A 19,656-nucleotide genomic window follows, 5' to 3' on the forward strand; every position below is an offset into this window, starting at 1 on the left:
CGAGCTCCTCGGCAGAGGGATCCGGCTTGTTTCTCTTCACAACATCCAGTGTCGTCATCACGGCACCTTCCCCGCCAGGCACACGCCCGACGCGTTAGGCCAGAAACACCGAATTCAGCACAGTCCCAACCTTTACTTTTTCGAGGCAGGCGTTTTCCCACCTTGGATCGTGACGGGTTACGCGTCAATCTATTTTGTTCGGGTGTGTGGGGTCGTGAATCGTCTGGCTTGAGAAGCGCGGAGCTTTTCGGCGGCCTCTTGGGAGAGGAGGGGCAGCTCTAGGGTTGATTTCCGCTTTCCGCCGGTGCGGACGCCATTGAGTGCGGTCGCGTTCAACGGTGATCGTGGTTCTTGCGCGATGTTGCTGTTGGGGTCGACGCGAGGAAAGTTGGACGAAGAAATGTCCAGGCGGATACCATGCCCCATGGCGAATGTATTGGCGATTGGGGGCATCTCGACTTCGAGGAAGAAGATGCGGGTGTCGCCGGCGGTGTCAATGAGTTGGATATTTTCGGCGGAGCTGAGTCTGACGACGGTGTCACACAGGTTCATTGCGTATCCGTCGGGGTGATCTTCTGATGGCGGGTAGAAGTCGACGAGCTTTACGGTGATGTCAGTGTCGGCACCTGTGGTCGAAAAGTCGACCCTGACGGTCGGGGCGCCGGCGACGATGAGGTCTTCTGTGAGCGGGTCTGTTGAGAAACTCAGGACATCCGGGCGCGCTATTAGTGGCAGGTAAGGCTCTCGACTGCCGAGCAGGCCGGGCCGTTCTCGCTGGTCGAAGGCGCCTGCTTCGAAGACACCTGGGTAGGAGCTAATTCCTCCACCGATGGTGGGTACCGGGTTTTTGGGGTCGTAAAGGTAGGTGGTGAAAGTGTCTGGATTGGTGTCTGCGCTGTCTGTTCTAGGCTCCAGAGTTCCCGAGTCGGTCAGCGCCCAGCTGGAGACGAAGGTCGAGCTGGGAGGCCATTGGTCTGCCGCGAGCCACTCTCCTCCATGGAGAAGGCGGCCGCCGTCGACGGGCTTCCCTGACCCGCCGCCCATGAGGAAGAACGTTACCCGTGGTCCAAATGGGACCAACGGCAGGGAGCAGTACTCGAACCAGCGCTGCCGGAGCTCGAAGTAGCTGACCCCCATCGCATTTTCTATGGTTGCGGTCGGGCCGAATTCAACGTCTCCAGCGGATGTCTGATCGATTCCCGAATGGGTCCAAGGCCCCAGGATCAGGTAGGCGTCGCCGTCCGGGCGGCTTCCCATCTCAGTGAAGTTCTTCGTCGTGGATACAGGGTAGATGTCATACCAAGAACTCACTTGCAGAGTGGGGAACGGGTCGAGCAAAGACGACTTCCCGCGAGACGAAAGGCTGGGCTGTTCCCAATAGCTGCCCGGGGATCGCTGATCCCATTGTGTAAAGAGGTCCGTTTCCCGCTCGCGATCAAAGCGCAGCGGCGACCTCCCTGGCCGCCAGGGTAGTCGTTGCAACCACTGCCCAAGTTCTTGGTGGTCTAAGGCTAGGGAACGAATTCTGTCTCCCTGTTCCTTTGCTGCCCGCTGGGCGGCGGCAAGCCCCCAGCTGACTTGCTTTAGTTCGAAGGCGCCGTTGAGCCGGATGCCCTCGTGGAAGGCGCTCCAGAAGCCCCCCCGGTCCAGGAACATGCCCAAGATCCCCGGTGCACCGGCTATCGCCGCGGCGAGTGCGGCGTGTGCCGAATACGACACTCCCATCAGATAGGCACCCTCGCCGTACCAAGGCTGGGCTGCGGCCCAAGTGAGGGTGTCGAGTCCATCATCAGCTTCGCTCAGATATTTCACGAACGCTCCCTCGGATGCCCCGGTGCCTCTGCAGTCCTGAATGAGAACAGTGAACCCTTCGAGACAGAGTTGTTCAAGATGCTGCTGGAACTGTTCCTCGGCGACGCCGTGGAGTGCTGATTTACGGCCGTATGGAGTGCGCTCGACGATCGTGCCGCGGATTTGAGCGCTGGTGGGAATGAGGATGTCGGTAGCAAGACGAATGCCGTCGCTCATCGAGACCATTTCGGTGCGCCGCTCGACGGTGAGCTTGCGGGAGTTCTGCAGGTGGTGCATGGGTGGTTCGGTTCCGATCAGTCCGTCGACAGTTCTGATTGCGAGTGCCCCGGTTTGACGTCTCCGAGGTCTCCCATGTGTGCCGCGTTGACGAGTGTTTGCGTGTAAGAGTTCTGAGGTGAGCGCATGATGTCGCCGGCTTGTCCTCGTTCGACGACTTCGCCGCGGAGAAGCACAGTGACTTCGTCGCTGATGAAGTTCACGACGCTGAGGTCGTGGGAGATGAACAGCATGCTCAGCCCACGATCTTCTTGGATGTCTTTCAGGATGTTGAGCACTTGTGCTTGGACTGAGACGTCGAGAGCAGAGACGGGCTCGTCTGCGACGATGAATTCGGGTTCCAGGATGAGGGCGCGAGCGATGGATATGCGTTGGCGCTGTCCGCCGGAGAATTCGTGGGGGAGCCGGGTCAGGTATCGGTGGCTTAGTCCGACCTCGTCGGCTACTTTCGTCACCCGACGCTGACGTTCGGCCGTGTTCCCTTGCCGTTGTACGACGAGAGGCTCTTCGAGCAGTTCTTGGAGGGTCATCCTCGGGTTCAGTGAGCTGCCTGAATCTTGGAAGATCATTTGCATTCGGAGTCGGTGCTTACGCAATCGCTCTCCGCGAAGGGTGACGATGTTTTCGCCGACGCATTCGATCGCTCCGGAAGTCGGCCGAATGAGACCGATCGCGAGTCGGCCAAGCGTTGACTTCCCGCTTCCGCTCTCACCGACAAGTCCCATCACCGTATTGGGACGTACAGTGAGATCGACGTCCTTCGCGGCATACATCGTCGTTTTCTTGCCGAGTGGACCGACACGGTAGGTTTTCCGGACCTTGTCCATTTGCAGGACCCTGTTCTCGTTCATGCTGAGATTCCGAGAGGGTTGCAGCAGCGTGCGCGTCGCCCGCCGCCGAAGTCGGTCATGCCCTGGGGGGCGATGCTGTCGGGTATCGCGAACGAGCAACGGGGTTGGAATCGGCAGCCGGGCGGCAATTGATCAAGCGTTGGCACCTGGCCCGGGATCGTCGGCAGGCGCCGCGGTGCGTGTGCACGCTCCGGGGACGCGTTGATCAGGGCGTGGGTGTAGGGGTGGCGTGCGTCGTTGATGACGCCCTGTGTTGGGCCGGTCTCGACGACTTGCCCGGCGTACATGACGGCCATCGTGTCGCTGTGGCGGGCCACCACGGAGATATCGTGACTGATCAGGATCATGGCAAGGTTCTCGCTCCGGCGTAGTTCGCCGAGCAGCTCCATTATTTGGCCTTGGACGGCCGCGTCGAGGGCGGTTGTCGGTTCGTCTGCGATGACGAGGCTGGGTTTGTTGGACAAGGCCATCGCGATCATGACTCGTTGGCGGAGTCCCCCGGAGAGCTGGTGCACGTAACTGTTAAGGACGTTACGGGCGGGCGGAATGCCTACCTTTTCCAGCAGCTCGGCGGCTTTCTGCTCGGCGTCCTTCCGGCTAAGTCCTTGGTGGAGCCGGATGGGCCGGATCATCTGATCTTTGATCGAGATGAGCGGGTGCAGGGCCGACATGGCGTCTTGGAAGATGAACCCGATTTCGGTGCCGGCGAGAGCTCTGCGTTGGTCGGGGTTGAGTTCTGTGAGCTCTTGGCTCTTGTAGGTGATGGAACCGGTCACCTGCATGCTCGGTTCGAGGAGGCCCGCGATCGCCATGGCTGTGATGCTTTTCCCGGAGCCGGATTCACCGACGACGGCGAGGCATTCACCTTGTGTGACAGAGAAGGAGACGTCGGAGACGAGCTCTAGTGGTGTGGTGCGCTGCCGGTTGACGGCCACGGTGACGCTGTTCAGTTCGAGCAGGGGGGCTGTGATGTCGAGGGTGCTCATGCTTAGGAGGCCTTTCCGTATCGGATGCGAGGATCGGCCGCTGCGTAGAACAGGTCGACGATGAGGTTGGCAATGACCATGATCAGTGCGATGAAGAATGCGCATCCTTGGATGAGGGGGTAGTCGCGGCGTTGAACGGCAGTCAGGAGGAGTTGGCCGAGCCCGGGGAGTGAGAAAAGTGTTTCTAGGATGACCGCGCCGCCGAGTAAGGTTCCGAGGCTGAGTCCGAAGACGGTCATGATGGGGACGAGCGTCATCCGGGTCACGTACCGGTTCTGAATTGTGTTGTCGGACAGTCCGAGGGAGCGGGCGGTTGCGACGAACGGCTGGCTCATGGAGTCGAGCATGGAGGCGCGTGAGTAGCGGAAGAGCTCCGCGGCCTGCAGGACTCCGAGACAGAAGACGGGAAGTATCAGGTGCTGCGCCCAGGCGATGGGGTCTGTCGGTGGGGCGTAGCCGGCGACGGGGAACCAGCGGAGTTGGACAGCGAACACGCCGATGAGCATCACGGCGAGCCAGAAGCTGGGAATGGCGTTTCCGACCACGGCGAAACCGACGAGTATTCGGTCGAGGGGACCATTGTGGGACCGTGAGGCGATGGTTGCCGTGATCAGTCCGAGGACCAACGCGAAGATCATCGAGAGTATGACGAATGTGGCTGTGACGGACAGCCGGTCAAGGACCAGGCCTGTGACGTTGGCTTTGAGGAAAAGGGAATCTCCGAAGTCCAGTCTGACCAAACTGCCAAGAAAGTTGATGAACTGGCGCCAGAGAGGTTCGTTGAGTCCGAGCTGGTTGTTGAGTGCCTGAATCTGTTCGGGGCTTGCTTCATCGCCCAAAAGCGCACCGGCAGGGCCGCCCGGGGCGAGGCGGATGAGGACGAACAGGAGAACCATCGGGACGAGGATGGTGGGCAGAAGGGCGGCTAGCCGCTTGAGTGCGTAGAGAAGCATGTTCAGCCTCGCGAGGATCGGGGGTCGAGGACGTCACGAAGTGCGTCGCCCACTAGGACAAGGCCGAGGACTGTGACGAAGATGGCGAGCCCGGGGAAGACAGCCATCCACCAAGCCGGATTGAAGTATTGCTGCGCTGACGACAGGGAGCCGCCCCATGAGGGAGTTGATGGATCGAGACCGATCCCGATGAAGGAGAGCGAGGCGATAACGAGGATGCCGGTCGCTAGCGCCATGGTGGTCTGCACGATGACAACTGACACCCCTTCCGGCGCGATGTAGCGGATCAGGATCCGGGGTGTGCGTGCGCCAATTGCGCGAGCGGACTCGACAGAGGTGAGTTCTTTCGCAGACAGCGCCGCACCGCGGACGAGGCGCGCCGTGGCGGGGATCAATGTGATCGACATGCCGATGATCAGGGGAATGACGCCGTTTCCGAGAACACCGACGAGGCTGATCATGAGCACAACGGAGGGGAACGACATGAGCCCGTCCATTATTCTCATGACGATGCTGTCAAAGAGACGGAAGTAGCCCGCAAGCACGCCGATTGCGTAACCGAGGATCACTGCGATCGCGGTCGAGATCGCGGTGATGAGCAGTGACGCTCGACCACCCCACAGCGTGAGGGCGAAGACGTCGCGGCCGAGGTTGTCCGTCCCGAAAGGGTGTTCCAGGCTGGGGGGTGCAAGGCGGTGGAGAGGGTTGACGACGGTCGGGTCAGGGCTGATCAGGGGTGCGATCAGAGAGATGACGATGATGAGAAGCAGTAGGCCCGCGCCCACCAGGGCGTTTGGCTCATGAAAGAGAGCCTTCGAGGTTCGTGTGAACCGCGTTGTTGATGCTGACATGAGACTTCCTGGTGGGCGACGGGTAGAGGACTACTGGGCGACGGGTACGTTGTAGAAGCCGCGAGCACTTCCGCGCATTGCTGGGTAGTCGGCAATGTGGCTGCTGGTCACGTCGATCTGAGACCGACCACCGAACCGGACAAATGGTGCCTGCTCGTAGATGAGGGCTTGCAGCTTGTCCCAGACGACCTTCCGATCTTCTTGGGTTGCTCCCGCAGTGAATTCGGCCATCAGAGCCTGCTTCTCGGGAGTGTTCCACCAGCCGGGGAAGTTCGCTCCGAGGAACACGACGGTGAGGGGGTCGCCGTAGCTGGTGCCCCCCGACATGAACATGTTCCATTTGCTGTCATCCCCTCGAGCAGCAGTGAACGCGGCGCTGTCGAGAAGGTCGGCGCGGACATTGAAGCCGGCGTCTTGGAGTTGCTGGACGACGACGGGCGTGTAGCTGTCAGCGGCCTGGTACAAAAGAACCAGTTCCTCGCCGTTGTAGCCAGCTTTCTTTTGCAGCTGCTTCGAAAGGTCTACGTCATTGGCGTTGTACGAATCCGACCCTTCCTTGCTGTACCACGGCGAATCGGCGGGAAAGAGGCTCGAGTCGATGGACGCATACTTTTGGTCGGGGGCGATAGCCGCCATGACTGTGGTGTCGTCCAAGGCTGCCTGCACGGCTTGACGGAGAGTCGGGTTGGCGAGAAGCCCATTGCGGGTGTTGAACTGCATGAGAGGGTATGCGCCGGACTCGATGGCGTTGACCGTCACGGCAGGGTTGTTCTCGACGGTGGTCACCTGGTCAAGCGGGAAGTCCGGCGCGATGTCGGCCTGCCCGGAGACCAGCAGATTTGACACATTCGCCGAAGTACTCGGGACGAAATTTATGGTGTCGGCATAAGCGATCTTCGCTCCTGCTGCGCCGTCGCTCGGATCAGTTCGGGCGGCGTACTCGGCGAAGCGGCTGAGTGTGACGGACTGGTCAGGCACGTAGCTGTCCAGTTTGTAAGGGCCGGTGCATACAAGTGACGTCAGGGCGTCGGTGGGCGCTCGGCCCTGGACGATGCTGGCCGGCATAATGTACGCGGCCGTGTCCGGAGTGGCAAGAAGGGCCGGGATTGCTCCGCTGGGCTGAGTGAGGATCAGATCGACGTTGTAGTCGTCCACCGCGGTGACAGATTCCATCAGCGTCTTGAACGTGGCACCGGGAGCGCTGGCAGCGAACCGCTGCAATGACGCGACAACATCGGCGGCCTTCAGTTCAGTGCCGTCTTGGAATGGAACACCCTTGCGAAGAGCGAAATGATAAGCCTTGCCGGGCTCGTCGTAGCTCCAGCTCTCCACGAGACCATCGGCAACGCCGAGTTCAGCAGTATTGGCGAAGAGTCCTTCACAGGCTTGGGCGGCGACCCGCCATGCTGCGCGCGAGCTCGTTGACATGGGGTCAACGGCGGAGGGAATGCCTGCCACGTTGATCACCCCGCCTGGCACCGGCGTGACCGACTCGGTCGGGTTGTTTGTCCCCCCGGAGGTACACCCGGAAAGGATGACAACTGCTGCAAGAGCAACAGCAACTATCGGAACAGAACGTTGGTATTTCATTTGCTCACTCCTATGTGATGACGTGCCTCGCGAACGACGTGGCGTCATGGTTACTCCCAGTGCGTGTATGGACCGGGGCGACGACGTTCTGCTGGAGACATCCTCGTCCCGGAGGTTGACTTCGTTTGAAGCTACCTTTGATGTGTGTCGGCCACGTTACCATTCGATTACAGGAAGAAGTAGTTCGATGATCACAGTACTTAGTTCGATTGGTGCTAGTTTGGGGAAATGGGCATGACGATGATGTATCGCGATCAAGAGGTCGCCGCTGGATCGATTGGCGATGTCTTCCGGCTCGTTCGCTCTAAGAGCGCGACGTCCCGCTCGTCCATTGCGCGAACGTTTGGTCTTTCCCCGTCTACGGTGGGGCTTCGAGTGGATGCGCTTCAGCGACTTGGTCTGGTCGCTGAAGATGGCGAGCACGAATCTCGTGGGGGTCGGCGCGCCCGTAATCTGCAAGTCGCGGCCGCCGCCGGCTTCGTTGTGGCCGTCGAACCTGGAGTGCGATTGTTGAAGTTGGCGATCGCTGACCTCAGCGGAACCGTTCTTCATAGCGTGCGGCTACCCGCTTTGGCAGATCAGCCACCGGTCGAAGCTGTAGCGACGATCTGGGCTGAGGTAGCCAAGCTCTTCCAGGCGGCGGGAGTTCCGTTTGATCGGCTTCGCGGGATCGCGGTAGGTCTGCCAGCTCCTGTCGAGTATCCAAGTGGGCGGGTGGTTCTTCCGTCGTTTATGCAGACGTGGAGTGACGCGAAGGTCCCCGATCTCTTCGCCGCCCACACCGACGTGCCGGTCCTTGTGGAAAACGATGCGAACCTCGTTGCCATCTCGGAGATGTCCGAGGCCGAGGACAGTCACAATGATTATTTCCTTGCAGTTCTTCTCGGGAGAAGAATCGGGAGTGGCCTCGTAGCTGACGGCAAACTCCTGCGTGGATTCAACGGTGCCGCAGGAGAATTCAGTCACACTCCGGTAGCGGGCCCCTCTGTCATTAGTTGTGTGTGCAGTCTCGAGAGCTGCCTGGAATCGGTGGCGAGCGGTGCTGCGATCGCGGCGCGTCTGTCCGAACTGGGTTACAGCGTCGACATTCCCTCGGACATCATCGCGTTGGGGCGGAGCGGAGATCCGCGAGTCCTCTCGATCCTTCGTGAGGCGGGCGCACAAATCGGCACCGTCTTGGCGTCGAGCGTCAACTTCTTCAACCCGAGGCGCGTTGTACTGGGCGGAGCTCTGTCGCAATCGGCGCCACTCGCAGCCGCCATCCGTGCCGAGCTGTTCCAAAAGTGCCTGCCGGTGGCCGCGCAGGACTTGGACGTCAGCGCAGTTGCCGACCCCGACACGGCGGGAGCGCGAGGCGCGCTCCGCCTGCTCCTTGACGAGGTCCTCGCCCCCGCGCGGATCGACGAACTTGCACGAGTAGCGCTCGAAGAAAGCGCACAGAGCGCCTGACCGGCGATCCAGCGACCATTCAACATATGCCTACCTCATCCGCTGTCGTTGCTATTGATATCGGCGGGACCACTCTCAAGGGCGCCGTGTTCAATAGTTCCGGTGTCATGGTGTGCCGCCGCCAAATCGGGACATTCAGCGTCGATGACGAGGCCCTTCCCGGCATTCAGGCACTGACTCGTGCTCTCCGAAATGACGCATCCGCTGCCGGCGCCGAGATTGAGGGAATTGGTCTCGCCTCCCCTGGTGTCATCGATTCATCGGCTGGACAAGTCGTCTATGCGGCGAACTTGCACTGGGAAGAGCTGAACCTCAGTGAGATCATTGAGGCTGAGTTCCGAGTTCCGGTGCGCCTTGAACACGACGCCCGCGCCGGCGCTATCGCAGAGCAGGCCGCGCACCCGGAAGAACGAAGCCGATACCGGAACTTCATCTTCGTCCCCATCGGCACCGGACTGTCCGGCGCTGTCGTCACGGGCGGCTCTCTGGTTTATGGTGCACGATCGAGCGCTGGCGAGTTCGGGCACATGCCCATCGTGCCCAGCGGCGCCGTTTGCAGCTGCGGCGGCCGCGGGTGCATCGAGGCATACGCGTCCGCCACGACAGTCTTGAATCGCTACAAAATGCGCGGTGGGAAAAATGCGACAAGCACACCCCAACTTGTATCGCTCCTGAACATCGACTCCGATGCGCAGGCTGTCTGGTCCGAGCTTGTCGAAGCGCTCGCCCTCGGACTTAGCTCACTTTCCGCCGTGCTCGACCCAGACTGCATAGTCATCGGAGGAGGCCTGTCGCTGGCGGGGGAGACGCTCCTGTCGCCGCTACGCCTCGCCGTGGCTGAAAAGCTCCCGTGGCGACCAGCACCGGTCGTACTTCAGTCAGCCCTGGGCAGTGACGCCGGACTCATCGGCGCCGGCATCGTCGCCCGCGACCGAAGCCCGGGTGGGAGGTCCGTCTTTGCCCAAGCGGCTATCCCTAAAAGGCCGTAGGCGGCATCTTCTACAAACGTAGTGCTACAACTCAAACGAACGGAAAAATCGATGCAGGTAGTCATTCTGAACAGTGAAGAGGAGATACGTGCGTACGCGTCCGAGCACATCCTGGCACGCGTTGAAACGGGCGCCCTCAGCGTTCTCGGTGTCGCAACAGGATCATCCCCGCTGCCCATCTATGAAGGAATAGAGCAGCGCTGGACACCCGCGGTAGGCAGCCTTACTGCATTTGCGCTCGATGAGTACGTCGGCCTGCAACCCTCCCACCCAGAGAGCTACCACGCAGTCATCGACCGTGAAGTGACCCAGCGCCTCAAACTCGACCCAAAAAAAGTTCACGTACCCGACGGAACAGCCGCCAACGTTGACGAAGTGTGCGAACACTACGAAGACCTCATCAAAGAGGCAGGAGGTATCGATCTGCAGATCCTGGGGATCGGTGCAACTGGGCATATCGGTTTCAACGAACCAACTTCATCGTTCGCGTCCCGCACCAGGATCAAGACACTTACGCCCCAGACACGGCGCGACAACGCCAGATTCTTCAACTCCATCGAAGAGGTCCCTCGGCACTGCCTAACTCAAGGGCTCGGCACCATCATGGAAGCCCGCGAACTTCTCCTCGTCGCCATGGGCACCACCAAAGCCGAAGCAGTAGCCCAAGCAATAGAAGGGCCCCTCACAAGCATGTGTCCAGGATCACTTCTCCAGATGCACCCACGCGCAACCGTCATCCTTGACCGTCAAGCCGCAAGCCACCTCAAACTAGTCGATTACTACAACTACGTCTTCAACAACCGCCCAACAAAATAGTCACCAGCGGTCGGTCGGTCGCGGAAGGTACCGATTAGGCGCTCCTCAGCGTAGCGATCACCTGGTCGTCCGCTGAAGTCTCCGCCATGATGTCTCAAAATCTCCGGAAGAGCAACGATTCTGGGTCGATATCACTCCGCAACGCAGGCAATCTAGAGTGACTTCGTGAGCAGCGATCACAGAATGAGACGTCTCAAAACCTTTACCATTTCGAGACGCTATTCGGGATCCAGCTTCCAGTCAGCGTCTGAACGCGAATGCTTCGTGTCGCGATTACCAACCCACGTAGTCAGAAGCGAGAAGACGCATTGCCGAACCGCCGCATTTTTCAAAGGTTACGCCACAACGCTTAGGCGCATGGCAGGTTACGCTTTCTAGAATCGGGAAAATGGCGATTTGCCTAACTCGTCATGGTTCAGCTAAAACGAGACGACTGAGGGTGGTCGACCCGTGCGAGGTTCGGGGCTGGAGGGCTCAAAGTGGGCGTTGATCCAACGGATCGAGAACTCGCCGCGCTGTTCTCATCTGTCGTATACAAAGACCTTTCCGCCGAGCACCCGAGTCATGCATTTGACCGGCTTGCGAGAACAGCAGCCCTCTTTGGCGGGTCTACTCAACCCACGATCGCCGACGCATTTGAAGCTGCTCATGCTCGGATGCTCCGCGACTATCGCAATGAGTATGTCTTCAAGAATGCAATTGTGTCCAAGATAGTTTTCGGCCGACATCGCCCGTCAACCGCCTCTGCCTTGCTGGAACTTCGAATGGGTGAGTCGATCGCCGATGTGACCGTCCTCAACGGCACCTCAACTGTGTATGAGGTCAAGACGGATCTTGATAGCTTCGCTCGGCTGCCCGATCAGATCGCCGACTACCGAAGCCGCGCCGAATTCGTATATGTGGTCGTCTCGGAACGCCGACTCGAGACAGCCTTGCGTCACTTAGTTGACGGAGTAGGCCTGATCGGCCTGCGACAGCGTGGTGCCCTCGTCATTGCTCGCGAGGCTACCTCTAATTTAGAACTGCTTGAGATCGACCACTTGTTTCAGCTGCTTCGGCAATCCGAGGCGCTGAACATACTGGCTGCCGAACGCCGATGGGTTCCTAAAGTTCAGTCGGGGGATCTTTGGCACGCCATGCGAGACGCTTTTGCCACACTAGATTTATCGACCGTGCACGCGCATACAGTCCGAGCGCTCAAGTCGCGCTCCGCAGGGACGTCCAAAATAGTGTCTGATCCAGCGTTTCCAAGATCAGCTCGGGCGCTGGCCTACGGCTCGGAAATCTCTTTGGCGGGAGCCGATCGGCTTCTGAAGCGCCTCGCGGAGCCGCTGGCCCTCCTTCGGGGTAGTTGAACAGATGATCGATTACTGGGAGTCTGTAGGGTAGATCCTGGGAGGGTTGCTCTGTGTATTTTCCGTACTTGTACGACCGCCAAGCGGAGAAGTCTGCACTAATACAAGTCGCCGATCATCTCGGCAGTCCGCAGATCGTTTTCCCGATCCTCGAACCATTTACCCACGGCAAAGGATTGCTGAAGGTATTTGAGGCATTCCGTACTGCTAGCGCCCGGCTTTACGTCATCGTCAATCCCCACCTTGGCGACCTCGCCAGAGCTGAGCCTCGATCGCTGTGGCACATGACGTTCGATGGGGCTCTCGCCGAGCGAATTGTTATCATTCCCGCGTTTAAAATTCGCGAGCAAACTCGGGTTGCGGATGTTGCCGCATTTCTGAGTTCGAAGGCCGGCCAGCCAGTGGCGATTGTCGTAGCATCGACGGCCATCTCCCCACGCGCATTGTCGGTCGCGCTCTCCGGATTTGATGTCACCGTGTTTCTCCGTCCTGAAGGTAACCCGGTAATGTACGCGGCCGAGCTTGGCCCTACGATTACGGTCGACGTTGAGGACTCGTTTTCGGCCCAGAGCAGGAACGCGGACTATCCCGAAGACGATTGGTTTTCCGATGCTCACGTCACCTTCGCGGAAGACGGCCGCCCAGGCTTCGCCGACTTTACGATTCTTCCTGCCATGCCTCAGCCGGGGGGAGGACCGGCTGGCGCTGTCTCACTCCACCTGAGTTGGGAAAATGGCTCAGACCGTTTACACGTGCAACATTTTCTTTCTGACGAGCGGGATCGGAATTTGGGTTCTGCCGGCGGCAAGATCCTCGAAGCGCTTGCCCATTTGCAGGCCGAGAGAGCCCGCCACCCTAGTAAGTTCCGAGCTTCTCCCGGGCTTGCAGCTTTTGATTTAGTCCACGCACAAAGGCATGCCACGAGCTTGGTCAAATCCAAGCAATACCAGATCAGCCATCACATTTACACCGTGGCGGCCGCATTAGGCGCTTAGTCCGGTCGGCGTCGCCAGGGCATCAGTGGCTTGCGTCGACTCTTCGAAGGATGCCCCGCTCGTTTCTTTTGGACAGCTGAGCCGCCAGCACCCGTACTGCCCTGCCAAAGCAACTCCCGAGCATCACGGCGCGAGGCCCATTCGACTTGCTCTTCCGACCAGTCTTTAGCCCAATGAACTTTGTCGCGAATGATCAGATAATGCGAGCGGCACGCGGCCTGCCAGTTGCCTATGGATGGAGACAAGGTGACCGATGCGCCATTGTAAGTAATCAACCAACGGGCGGGACTGAGAGGCGTGACAACCTTATATTCGCACCCGCAGGCGCACAGGTGGGAGGCGGTGCGGAAGCGAATCGAAACGTAAAGGATGCCTTCCTCCAGGACGTTGGGAAGGTATTCCACGAATCGGTGCGTGAAGCTGGCCGCAATCGTCACGCTGCCTTCCGTCCTTCTTCAGCGGAAATTTCGGGGTGGTGTTGGTCTCTGAGCAGCTGACCCGTGGCGATGGTGTAAGTGATGTAGAGCCCGCCGCCGCGATTAGCGTAGAACTCCATGTATTGCTTCCACTGAGAGACGGCCAGCACTGCATTTAGGGCGTTCATATCCGCTACCTGAATATTGGCGCGGTACAGATCGTCGTCCGCATCGGCAAACGGCAGCCGCCCCGGCTCTCGCGCTGATTTTCTATTTTGCACGGTGCTTGTCGTCACTCTGAGCATTCCGCCGAGTTGTTCGCCTTGGCGATCAATGCCCATTCCGACGTCGATGAAGGGGATTCCCATTCGTTCCAATGCCTCGACGAGGTCGTGCCGGGCGGAGCCCGAATCTATCGCTATAAAGACGAAACTCATGCCCAGCAGAACGTCCGCATTTGATCCGTCCACACGAACGGGATGGGGGGTGATTCCTCGTCTCATCTTGGAGTAGATGCGTGCGAAGTAGTCCACCTTCTTTGGCCTCGCATCCAACTCGGCAAGACTCGCCGCACCTGGGGCGCGAAACGCGTTGTGCGCCAGGAACTCGTCGGAGTCAAAGAGGTGGATCTCCGTAATCGGCGTCTTCGCAATCAGGTCGAGAATGAAGGAACCGGTGCCGCCAAGCCCCACGATTGCCACAGACGGGCACCTAAGTCGATCAGTCAGCGTGGTGATTCCCGCTCGAGCTGAAGCGGAATCTAGGTACTCGAAAACCGAGTCATCTGAGTCAGTCGACACAGGCGGATAGATCCGCGCAGTAGCGTCCGGATCGATTGCCTGCGCATAACCCACGAGCATATTCGCGTACCGAACAATTTTCTCGTGATAGTCGGCATACGCTCCCGATGGTGGCTTGGACGAAAACATGCAGTCAGCGATGAGTCCATCCGCGATGGGAGTGGCGCCGACTTGGATAACAACTTTTGTCAAAGGATGACCCTGGTCATCGCATGGCGTGCCGCCAGCGAAATGAACTACATGAGTTTGCGGCACGACCGTGCTGCTACCCGAGGTTGTGAGTTCGGAGATGATTGTCCCGTAGGCCACCTCGCGAGTCGAGGTCACATACGGGACATGCCCGACAATCAGGTGCCCAGACTGGATGGTGACCGCGTACCCGTCTGCGCGGAGGCGTTGAAGGTCCTGGCTATGAGCGAATAGTTGAGTAGACATCGAACTCAGTTCCCTCCTTGCGGATCTCGACAAATTGGCCTTCAACGAGGTGGCCTTCGTGGATGGCACCTTTTGCATGACGGTAGGTGACGGTGTAGGTCATTTCGTCCGGGCCCGGTACGGGGTAGGCGATCGCCACCACTTCGGCGAACGACACTTCCTGCTTCGGAACGACGACGAGCTCGCCGTTGATGGTGAAAGCAAATTCGGAATTCGTAGGGCGTCGTGCAGTATCAGCTACTGACATGAGATTGGCTCCTTTCGAGAGCGTTCGTGTGTCCGCGTGTTCGCTGACACGCGTACACACTAACACCGTTCCGGTCGTACTCGTAAAAAATGGGGACCTGTTTTTCCTGAGATTTTGCCGTACGCTTGTGCGCGAACATGACAGACAACTTGAACCCCAGCCTTGGCCCTTCAATTCGAGCGTCCCGCGTCGACGCCGGACTTTCCCTTCGCGAGCTCGCTCGACGAATCGATGTAGCGCCGTCATACATGAACGACATCGAACATGACAGGCGTACGCCGTCTGAAGCCGTGCTCATCAAGATCGCCGAGCAATTGCCCCTCGACTTCGACGACCTATTAGCGTTGGCAGGACGCCTGGGCGAAGATACCGAGCTTTACTTAAAGTCGAACCCAACAGTCGGCGTTCTTCTGCGCACCGTCTCAGGGGCCAATCTCAATGAAGAAAATCTGCAGCGACTACTCAAGAGCGCAAACAGGATGGCCAAGACGCAAGTCGGCGACGAGCCCAAAGCATGAATTTATACACGAAGGACGGCGAGCTCCGCCTCTGGATCGACGATGCCGAAATTGAGAGGATCTGTGACGCCACGCTTCGGAAGGCTGACATGATGCCCACAATGACCAGTCCGGTCACCGATCTCGAAGCGTTCATCGAGTCACATCTTGGAGCAGATCTCGATCAGTTTGCGGATCTCGAAGATGGCATCCTGGGAGCCAGCTCGTTCTACCCCGACGGAAACGTGCAAATACAGATATCTCAAACCGTTACCAACGCTGCTGACGAAAAAGCACACTCCACCGGGTCGTTGGGGCGATTCCGCGCCACACTCGCCCATGAGGCGGCGCACGTCGTGCTCCACAAGCGTCTCTTTACCGACGACATGGTCACAGGCATCCTTAACCACACATCCAACTCTCCAACCATTCCGTGCCTTCATCGCGACATCACCCCCGACCCCGGCGGAGCCCCCACATCTCCTACCGGTCACTGGCGAGAAGTGCAAGCCAACAAGGGAATGGCCGCACTACTGATGCCTCGAGTATTGTTCAAGCGCGCAGCCCGAAAATTCTTGGAAGAGCAGATGAAACCGTCGTCCCAGCTTTCGAGGATGATGCAGCCAACGATCGTTGAACATCTCGCAACACATTTTCAAGTGTCGAAGCAGGCGGCAACAATTCGTCTGGCCACACTCGGCATCGACCGTCTAGTGTGACCAGCTCAACCGCCTCGACCAGAACCAAGATTCTGAGATTTGATGCGCTGATAATGGATATTACGTCAAGTAATAGCCAGAAGGGGCCCGGAAACATGCGGATCTGGGAAATATTTCACCGATAATGTTGCCCGCCCGTTCGAGTGGAAACGTAGCGCGGAGCGACGCCGGAGTGTCGCGATCTAGCCTCGACCGAACCTCCGTATAGCCCAACGATCGGCAACGCGTTGACAGTGACAGTGACAGTGACGCTGACATCGCAACTCCTCCCCCTTTGTAGCCCTCTCATTAATCGGGGTTTGCTCAGCTTCACTGGGAGTCGAGAGCCGAGACGTTAGTTGATCCTGATGCCGTAGGAGTGTCCAATTGCCTGTAGCGCTGGGTGTGCTTTACCGATCAGGTCGTCGCTGATGGGCTGGATTTGGCTGCCATCGATAATCCGAGCGCGACACGTATCGGATGCCCGCGTACAACGCTCCGCCCTCCGCATTGGTCTGGGCGTAGATCCACCAAGACAGGCCGCGGGTGAGGAGCCTGCTCGGACCGCGCATCACCTGAGCGGCTGTCATACCCATTTCATTGTCTTAGGATCCCAGGTGCCCGTTTCGACAGACCCACCAAGGACTGGGTCGATGAGGGCTTTCGCAACAGGCAGCGCCTCGGCCACCGTTGGGTAGTCGCTGAGAAAGTTGATCGGTTTGGCCAATTTGGCATAGCCCGTTCCCCAGCTCGCTGGTATCTGAAATTCGGCGGCGGAACCAAGGCGGCGGAGGATCATCTCTGTCGTGAGGGCAACGCGTAGGTCGCGGGCGTCGACGTTTTCGTGAAGAGCGATCGTGATCAGGTCGACGAGGTCCTTTTCACGTGATGAGCTTTTGTTTCCGCTTCCGTAGGTGTCGAGGGTGGCACAGACCTTGTCGGCTATCTGGTCTGCGATTGGGTAGAGCATGTAGTCGTAGGTTCGAAGCCGTGGGAGGTGCAGCCTGTTGCTGGGGGCGCGCTTCTCGATCGGGCCGGTGGGTGTGTGTCCGGTGGCTAGATCGATAGAGATGCTCCCGCGCCTGTTCACGCCTATGAAGACATCGAACGTAAGGTTCACGCCCTCGATGTACGGTTGGTTCTCGCCGCCGATCTGTTCTGTGCTGTTGGTCAGGACGAACCGGAAGTGATCACCCAGGTCAATGCTTGCCAGTTCGACGAGTTCCGCGATTGCCGTATTCGTCTCGTGCTGGCTGATGGCGAGGTCGATGTCTCGGGTGCTTCGGGCGTCCTTGATGCGGGCCAGCATCCCGGTGCCACCTTTGAGGATGAAGGGACTCGTTTTGGTGGAGAAGATCCGGCACAGGAAACGGTCGTAGGTTGCTTGCCGTATCAGACTGTCCACACTGGGATTTGGTTCCCGTGCTGCAATCTGAGCTGCTGACTTGATCGCAGCACGGACAGCGCTGCCGTCTCCGTAATCGGCCTGCAGCTCACTCATCCTGCCCGGCCCCTCTCCGGTCTTCATGGTGATGCGCGGGTGGCCGTGCGGTGACCTTCTCGACGATGCTCAGCGTCGCAGCGTGTTGTGCGAGCTGCTGGACGTGCTGCAGCGACTGAGTGTTTCCGGCGGTCACCGCTGCAGCAGGCAGGGACGCGACGAGCCGGGAGACGTTCGCGGTTTCGGCCACCGCCTTCATCAGCTTGGAATAGTCAGGGAGCTGTGCCGAGAGGCTTGCAACGCCGGCGTAATCGATGGACCCGAGAGTTTTCCTGATCGCTTCGCTGAAGTCGGGAACTGCGAACGTGAGTTTGGTCATATTCAGGCGTACTTGAGCGAGAAGTTCCTCGAATTGAGCGAGGTTGGAGAAGTTGGGCAGCTGTGCGGCAACGGCTTGCTGCACAATCGTGTTCAGTTCGGGCCACGCCGTGGATTGCCACGCTGTACTTCGAACGATCCGTGTTGCCTGTGTCGTGGCGTCCACACCGCCGCGCTCGAGCAGATCTTCCAGGAAGCCAGCACCGTCGTTTTTGTCATGACCATTGCGGGCGGCGAAGGGACCCAGGATCTCGGCGAGCCGGTCGAGCCGGATGGGAGTTTTCCGTACAGCGTCCGCGAGAACGTCGGCGACAAGGCTTGTGTCCTCCTTGTCCTGGACGAGATCAGCGACGGCTCGTTCTGGGGTGCTGACGGGCAGACCGTGGACAATCGTGATGTCGTCCGGGCTGAGGGTGCGTTGTCGGTACTGCACCTCGGATCGGTGCGACTGCCGCCGGATCTGGCTGAGGAAAACGTACGGCTCTGGTTGCAGATCCCCGATCTGATGCAGGTATGTGGCAGTTGGACCGCCAACGACAGCGCCGTCGGCCCCATCGCCTATGCGTTGTTCCGCGGTTCGGGTGGGGTCAAGACTCAGCCACACAGCCCGAACATCATCGTATTCAGTCGGCGGGCTCCCTGCATCCCGGTATACCCCATGCGTGAGACGCTCCAGATGACCCGCCGCCGCGAGGCGCCCAAGCTGAAGCCGGGTGACGCCCCGGGCCGCCGCTTGCCCGGTCGTTAGCATTCCCCATTGCGCGGACGAGAGACCCTGCAGGGTTCGAAGAGCCTCTGTCGCAGTCATTCTCCGATCGTATCACCCTGGGAGATACAATCAGAGAACAGAAAGAACTGGGATGTGTTTACGCAGGAAGGCCTACATCAATGCCGATGTCGATGGCGACGTGGCCGAGGAGCCGGCACCCACGAACTGGTTGCAGAAGACCTCGCAGGTATCGAGGGCGAAGTTGGCCAATAGGAGCAGCAGGTCCCTGCGTAAGAGGCGGAGTAAACAGCTCCCGTGTGTTCTAGAAGATCGGGGTCATAGCTCAGGAGGCTAACGCGCCCATTGTTCACCTACCGGTAAAGGCGCGCGTGAAGGCGTCGCACCTCGAGGATCCCGATGATTGTGATGGCTAGCGCTACGGCGCAGATCAGCGCCCATCCGACAATGTTTTGCCACTGGCCGTGGAACGCCGAATAGGTCTGTTCACCAGCGAGTGCGAACAGGAACAGGGCTGCCCCAAACCAGACCATGACGTTCGCCGCCAGGGCAGTTTTAGCGAGGCTTCCACGTTTGCGCACAACCCCACGATCCCACCCCGGCCTGCAAGTTGTCCACCGACACCCGGCCTGCGTTCCGGTCCAGGGGCGTGACGGTGTCATTCCCGGACCGGGCAGGAGGGGTGGACGCCGAGAAGATCCGCGGCGCGATTCTTGACCTGTTCTGGGAGGGCGACGCCGACGACATACAGATCACCGTCACGACCTCCTGAGACGCGTCGCCGCCCCAGGAGTGCTTTGGCTTACCCGCAGCAGCTCAGCCGTGTTTCTGCAGCCGGGGCGTTGCGGGTGGTTCGTCGGCTTCACCGCCGCTGCCCTACCTGGGCGGAGCCGCGTTGCGGCACTGTTGCCGCCCCTGTGGGGCTTTGTTGTTGTGCCGTGGATCCTTCGGAAGCGTACGGGCCTGACCGTTCCGCGCAAGCAGCTGCGCTGCCGGCTCCTCCGACATTTCCGGCACGCGGTCGCTTCGCTCCCTCATTTCGTGCCGGAATTCTCTCCCCCACCGCCCCAAGGGGTGGCACTGCACGGCCATGC

The 19,656-nt window shown here is 59.4% G+C and carries 20 protein-coding genes and 1 pseudogene; 8 read left to right on the top strand and 13 right to left on the bottom strand.

Going from position 1 to position 19,656, the window contains the following annotated elements; genetic code table 11:
• Positions 1–189 precede the first annotated feature (189 nt).
• Genes B7R21_RS18035 through B7R21_RS18060 form a run of 6 tightly spaced genes read right to left on the bottom strand, consistent with a single transcriptional unit; the run spans position 190 to position 7,187 of the window.
• Positions 190–2,088, bottom strand: coding sequence for a CocE/NonD family hydrolase (locus tag B7R21_RS18035; protein ID WP_116284647.1), 1,899 nt, complete (start codon positions 2,086–2,088; stop codon positions 190–192).
• A gap of 17 nt (positions 2,089–2,105) precedes the next feature.
• Positions 2,106–2,939, bottom strand: coding sequence for an ATP-binding cassette domain-containing protein (locus B7R21_RS18040; RefSeq protein WP_116284648.1), 834 nt, complete (start codon positions 2,937–2,939; stop codon positions 2,106–2,108).
• Positions 2,936–3,925, bottom strand: a complete 990-nt coding sequence (locus tag B7R21_RS18045; protein WP_172592262.1) for an ABC transporter ATP-binding protein — start codon at positions 3,923–3,925, stop codon at positions 2,936–2,938. Before B7R21_RS18045 ends, B7R21_RS18040 begins: the two co-directional genes overlap by 4 nt.
• A gap of 2 nt (positions 3,926–3,927) precedes the next feature.
• A complete protein-coding gene (locus tag B7R21_RS18050; RefSeq protein ID WP_116284650.1) occupies positions 3,928–4,878 on the bottom strand; it encodes an ABC transporter permease in 951 nt (316 codons plus the stop codon).
• Between the two features lie 2 nt (positions 4,879–4,880).
• Positions 4,881–5,729: an ABC transporter permease gene (locus B7R21_RS18055; RefSeq protein ID WP_116284651.1), complete on the bottom strand. Its 849-nt coding sequence runs from the start codon at positions 5,727–5,729 to the stop codon at positions 4,881–4,883.
• Positions 5,730–5,759: 30 nt separating this feature from the next.
• Positions 5,760–7,187 (bottom strand): ABC transporter substrate-binding protein, encoded by a 1,428-nt coding sequence (locus tag B7R21_RS18060; RefSeq protein ID WP_172592263.1) that lies wholly within the window; start codon positions 7,185–7,187, stop codon positions 5,760–5,762.
• Positions 7,188–7,547: 360 nt separating this feature from the next.
• Here B7R21_RS18060 and B7R21_RS18065 point away from each other — a divergent pair, with 360 nt between their 5' ends.
• From B7R21_RS18065 to B7R21_RS19810, 5 genes are all read left to right on the top strand, one after another.
• Positions 7,548–8,768: an ROK family transcriptional regulator gene (locus B7R21_RS18065; protein ID WP_116284653.1), complete on the top strand. Its 1,221-nt coding sequence runs from the start codon at positions 7,548–7,550 to the stop codon at positions 8,766–8,768.
• A 26-nt stretch (positions 8,769–8,794) separates the two neighbouring features.
• Positions 8,795–9,757: an ROK family protein gene (locus tag B7R21_RS18070; protein ID WP_116284654.1), complete on the top strand. Its 963-nt coding sequence runs from the start codon at positions 8,795–8,797 to the stop codon at positions 9,755–9,757.
• 51 nt (positions 9,758–9,808) lie between these two features.
• On the top strand, positions 9,809–10,573 hold the full coding sequence (nagB, locus tag B7R21_RS18075; RefSeq protein WP_116284655.1) for a glucosamine-6-phosphate deaminase: 765 nt from the start codon (positions 9,809–9,811) through the stop codon (positions 10,571–10,573).
• Between the two features lie 479 nt (positions 10,574–11,052).
• Positions 11,053–11,928, top strand: coding sequence for a sce7726 family protein (locus B7R21_RS18080; protein ID WP_147305957.1), 876 nt, complete (start codon positions 11,053–11,055; stop codon positions 11,926–11,928).
• Positions 11,929–11,981: 53 nt separating this feature from the next.
• Positions 11,982–12,923 carry a sce7725 family protein gene (locus B7R21_RS19810; RefSeq protein ID WP_147305958.1) on the top strand — a complete coding sequence of 314 codons (942 nt, stop codon included), beginning with the start codon at positions 11,982–11,984 and terminating at the stop codon, positions 12,921–12,923.
• On the opposite strand, the gene B7R21_RS19815 is transcribed toward B7R21_RS19810, so the two are convergent.
• Genes B7R21_RS19815 through B7R21_RS20295 form a run of 3 tightly spaced genes read right to left on the bottom strand, consistent with a single transcriptional unit; the run spans position 12,920 to position 14,821 of the window.
• On the bottom strand, positions 12,920–13,360 hold the full coding sequence (locus B7R21_RS19815; RefSeq protein WP_147305959.1) for a DUF6527 family protein: 441 nt from the start codon (positions 13,358–13,360) through the stop codon (positions 12,920–12,922). The genes B7R21_RS19810 and B7R21_RS19815 overlap by 4 nt on opposite strands.
• Positions 13,357–14,652, bottom strand: coding sequence for a ThiF family adenylyltransferase (locus B7R21_RS18095; protein WP_367379417.1), 1,296 nt, complete (start codon positions 14,650–14,652; stop codon positions 13,357–13,359). The genes B7R21_RS19815 and B7R21_RS18095 overlap by 4 nt, the downstream gene beginning before the upstream one ends.
• Positions 14,549–14,821, bottom strand: a complete 273-nt coding sequence (locus B7R21_RS20295; RefSeq protein ID WP_172592264.1) for a multiubiquitin domain-containing protein — start codon at positions 14,819–14,821, stop codon at positions 14,549–14,551. Before B7R21_RS20295 ends, B7R21_RS18095 begins: the two co-directional genes overlap by 104 nt.
• Positions 14,822–14,958: 137 nt before the next feature.
• Between B7R21_RS20295 and B7R21_RS18105 the strand changes: the two genes are divergently transcribed.
• Positions 14,959–15,339, top strand: a complete 381-nt coding sequence (locus B7R21_RS18105) for a helix-turn-helix domain-containing protein (protein ID WP_116284660.1) — start codon at positions 14,959–14,961, stop codon at positions 15,337–15,339.
• Positions 15,336–16,037 carry an ImmA/IrrE family metallo-endopeptidase gene (locus tag B7R21_RS18110; RefSeq protein ID WP_116284661.1) on the top strand — a complete coding sequence of 234 codons (702 nt, stop codon included), beginning with the start codon at positions 15,336–15,338 and terminating at the stop codon, positions 16,035–16,037. The genes B7R21_RS18105 and B7R21_RS18110 overlap by 4 nt, the downstream gene beginning before the upstream one ends.
• 565 nt (positions 16,038–16,602) lie before the next feature.
• Here the strand turns inward: B7R21_RS18110 and B7R21_RS18115 are convergent.
• Both B7R21_RS18115 and B7R21_RS20785 read right to left on the bottom strand, forming a co-directional pair.
• A complete protein-coding gene (locus tag B7R21_RS18115; protein WP_116284665.1) occupies positions 16,603–17,517 on the bottom strand; it encodes a nucleotidyl transferase AbiEii/AbiGii toxin family protein in 915 nt (304 codons plus the stop codon).
• Complete coding sequence (locus tag B7R21_RS20785) at positions 17,510–17,836, bottom strand: hypothetical protein (RefSeq protein ID WP_253259905.1); 327 nt, start codon at positions 17,834–17,836, stop codon at positions 17,510–17,512. The genes B7R21_RS18115 and B7R21_RS20785 overlap by 8 nt, the downstream gene beginning before the upstream one ends.
• Positions 17,837–17,848: 12 nt before the next feature.
• Between B7R21_RS20785 and B7R21_RS21025 the strand changes: the two genes are divergently transcribed.
• A complete protein-coding gene (locus B7R21_RS21025) occupies positions 17,849–18,583 on the top strand; it encodes a hypothetical protein (RefSeq protein WP_367379418.1) in 735 nt (244 codons plus the stop codon).
• On the opposite strand, the pseudogene B7R21_RS21030 reads toward B7R21_RS21025, so the two are convergent.
• Together B7R21_RS21030 and B7R21_RS18125 are read right to left on the bottom strand one after the other, a co-directional pair.
• Positions 18,539–18,643, bottom strand: a pseudogene (locus tag B7R21_RS21030) (type IV toxin-antitoxin system AbiEi family antitoxin domain-containing protein); the annotation flags it as partial. The gene B7R21_RS21025 and the pseudogene B7R21_RS21030 sit on opposite strands and share 45 nt — an antisense overlap.
• A 272-nt stretch (positions 18,644–18,915) precedes the next feature.
• Positions 18,916–19,143 (bottom strand): hypothetical protein, encoded by a 228-nt coding sequence (locus B7R21_RS18125; RefSeq protein ID WP_147305960.1) that lies wholly within the window; start codon positions 19,141–19,143, stop codon positions 18,916–18,918.
• Positions 19,144–19,656 lie beyond the last annotated feature (513 nt).

Origin of the sequence: Subtercola boreus (assembly GCF_003399625.1) — a bacterium.
GTDB lineage: Bacteria > Actinomycetota > Actinomycetes > Actinomycetales > Microbacteriaceae > Subtercola > Subtercola boreus_C.

Excerpts from the sequence above, each read along its gene's own strand:
- B7R21_RS18035 (WP_116284647.1), bottom strand. The coding sequence starts at position 2,088 with ATGCACCACCTGCAGAACTCCCGCAAGCTCACCGTCGAGCGGCGCACC.
- B7R21_RS18040 (WP_116284648.1), bottom strand. The coding sequence starts at position 2,939 with ATGAACGAGAACAGGGTCCTGCAAATGGACAAGGTCCGGAAAACCTAC.
- B7R21_RS18045 (WP_172592262.1), bottom strand. The coding sequence starts at position 3,925 with ATGAGCACCCTCGACATCACAGCCCCCCTGCTCGAACTGAACAGCGTC.
- B7R21_RS18050 (WP_116284650.1), bottom strand. The coding sequence starts at position 4,878 with ATGCTTCTCTACGCACTCAAGCGGCTAGCCGCCCTTCTGCCCACCATC.
- B7R21_RS18055 (WP_116284651.1), bottom strand. The coding sequence starts at position 5,729 with ATGTCAGCATCAACAACGCGGTTCACACGAACCTCGAAGGCTCTCTTT.
- B7R21_RS18065 (WP_116284653.1), top strand. The coding sequence starts at position 7,548 with ATGGGCATGACGATGATGTATCGCGATCAAGAGGTCGCCGCTGGATCG.
- B7R21_RS18070 (WP_116284654.1), top strand. The coding sequence starts at position 8,795 with ATGCCTACCTCATCCGCTGTCGTTGCTATTGATATCGGCGGGACCACT.
- nagB (WP_116284655.1), top strand. The coding sequence starts at position 9,809 with ATGCAGGTAGTCATTCTGAACAGTGAAGAGGAGATACGTGCGTACGCG.
- B7R21_RS18095 (WP_367379417.1), bottom strand. The coding sequence starts at position 14,652 with ATGCAAAAGGTGCCATCCACGAAGGCCACCTCGTTGAAGGCCAATTTG.
- B7R21_RS20295 (WP_172592264.1), bottom strand. The coding sequence starts at position 14,821 with ATGTCAGTAGCTGATACTGCACGACGCCCTACGAATTCCGAATTTGCT.
- B7R21_RS18105 (WP_116284660.1), top strand. The coding sequence starts at position 14,959 with ATGACAGACAACTTGAACCCCAGCCTTGGCCCTTCAATTCGAGCGTCC.
- B7R21_RS18110 (WP_116284661.1), top strand. The coding sequence starts at position 15,336 with ATGAATTTATACACGAAGGACGGCGAGCTCCGCCTCTGGATCGACGAT.
- B7R21_RS18115 (WP_116284665.1), bottom strand. The coding sequence starts at position 17,517 with ATGAGTGAGCTGCAGGCCGATTACGGAGACGGCAGCGCTGTCCGTGCT.
- B7R21_RS20785 (WP_253259905.1), bottom strand. The coding sequence starts at position 17,836 with ATGACCAAACTCACGTTCGCAGTTCCCGACTTCAGCGAAGCGATCAGG.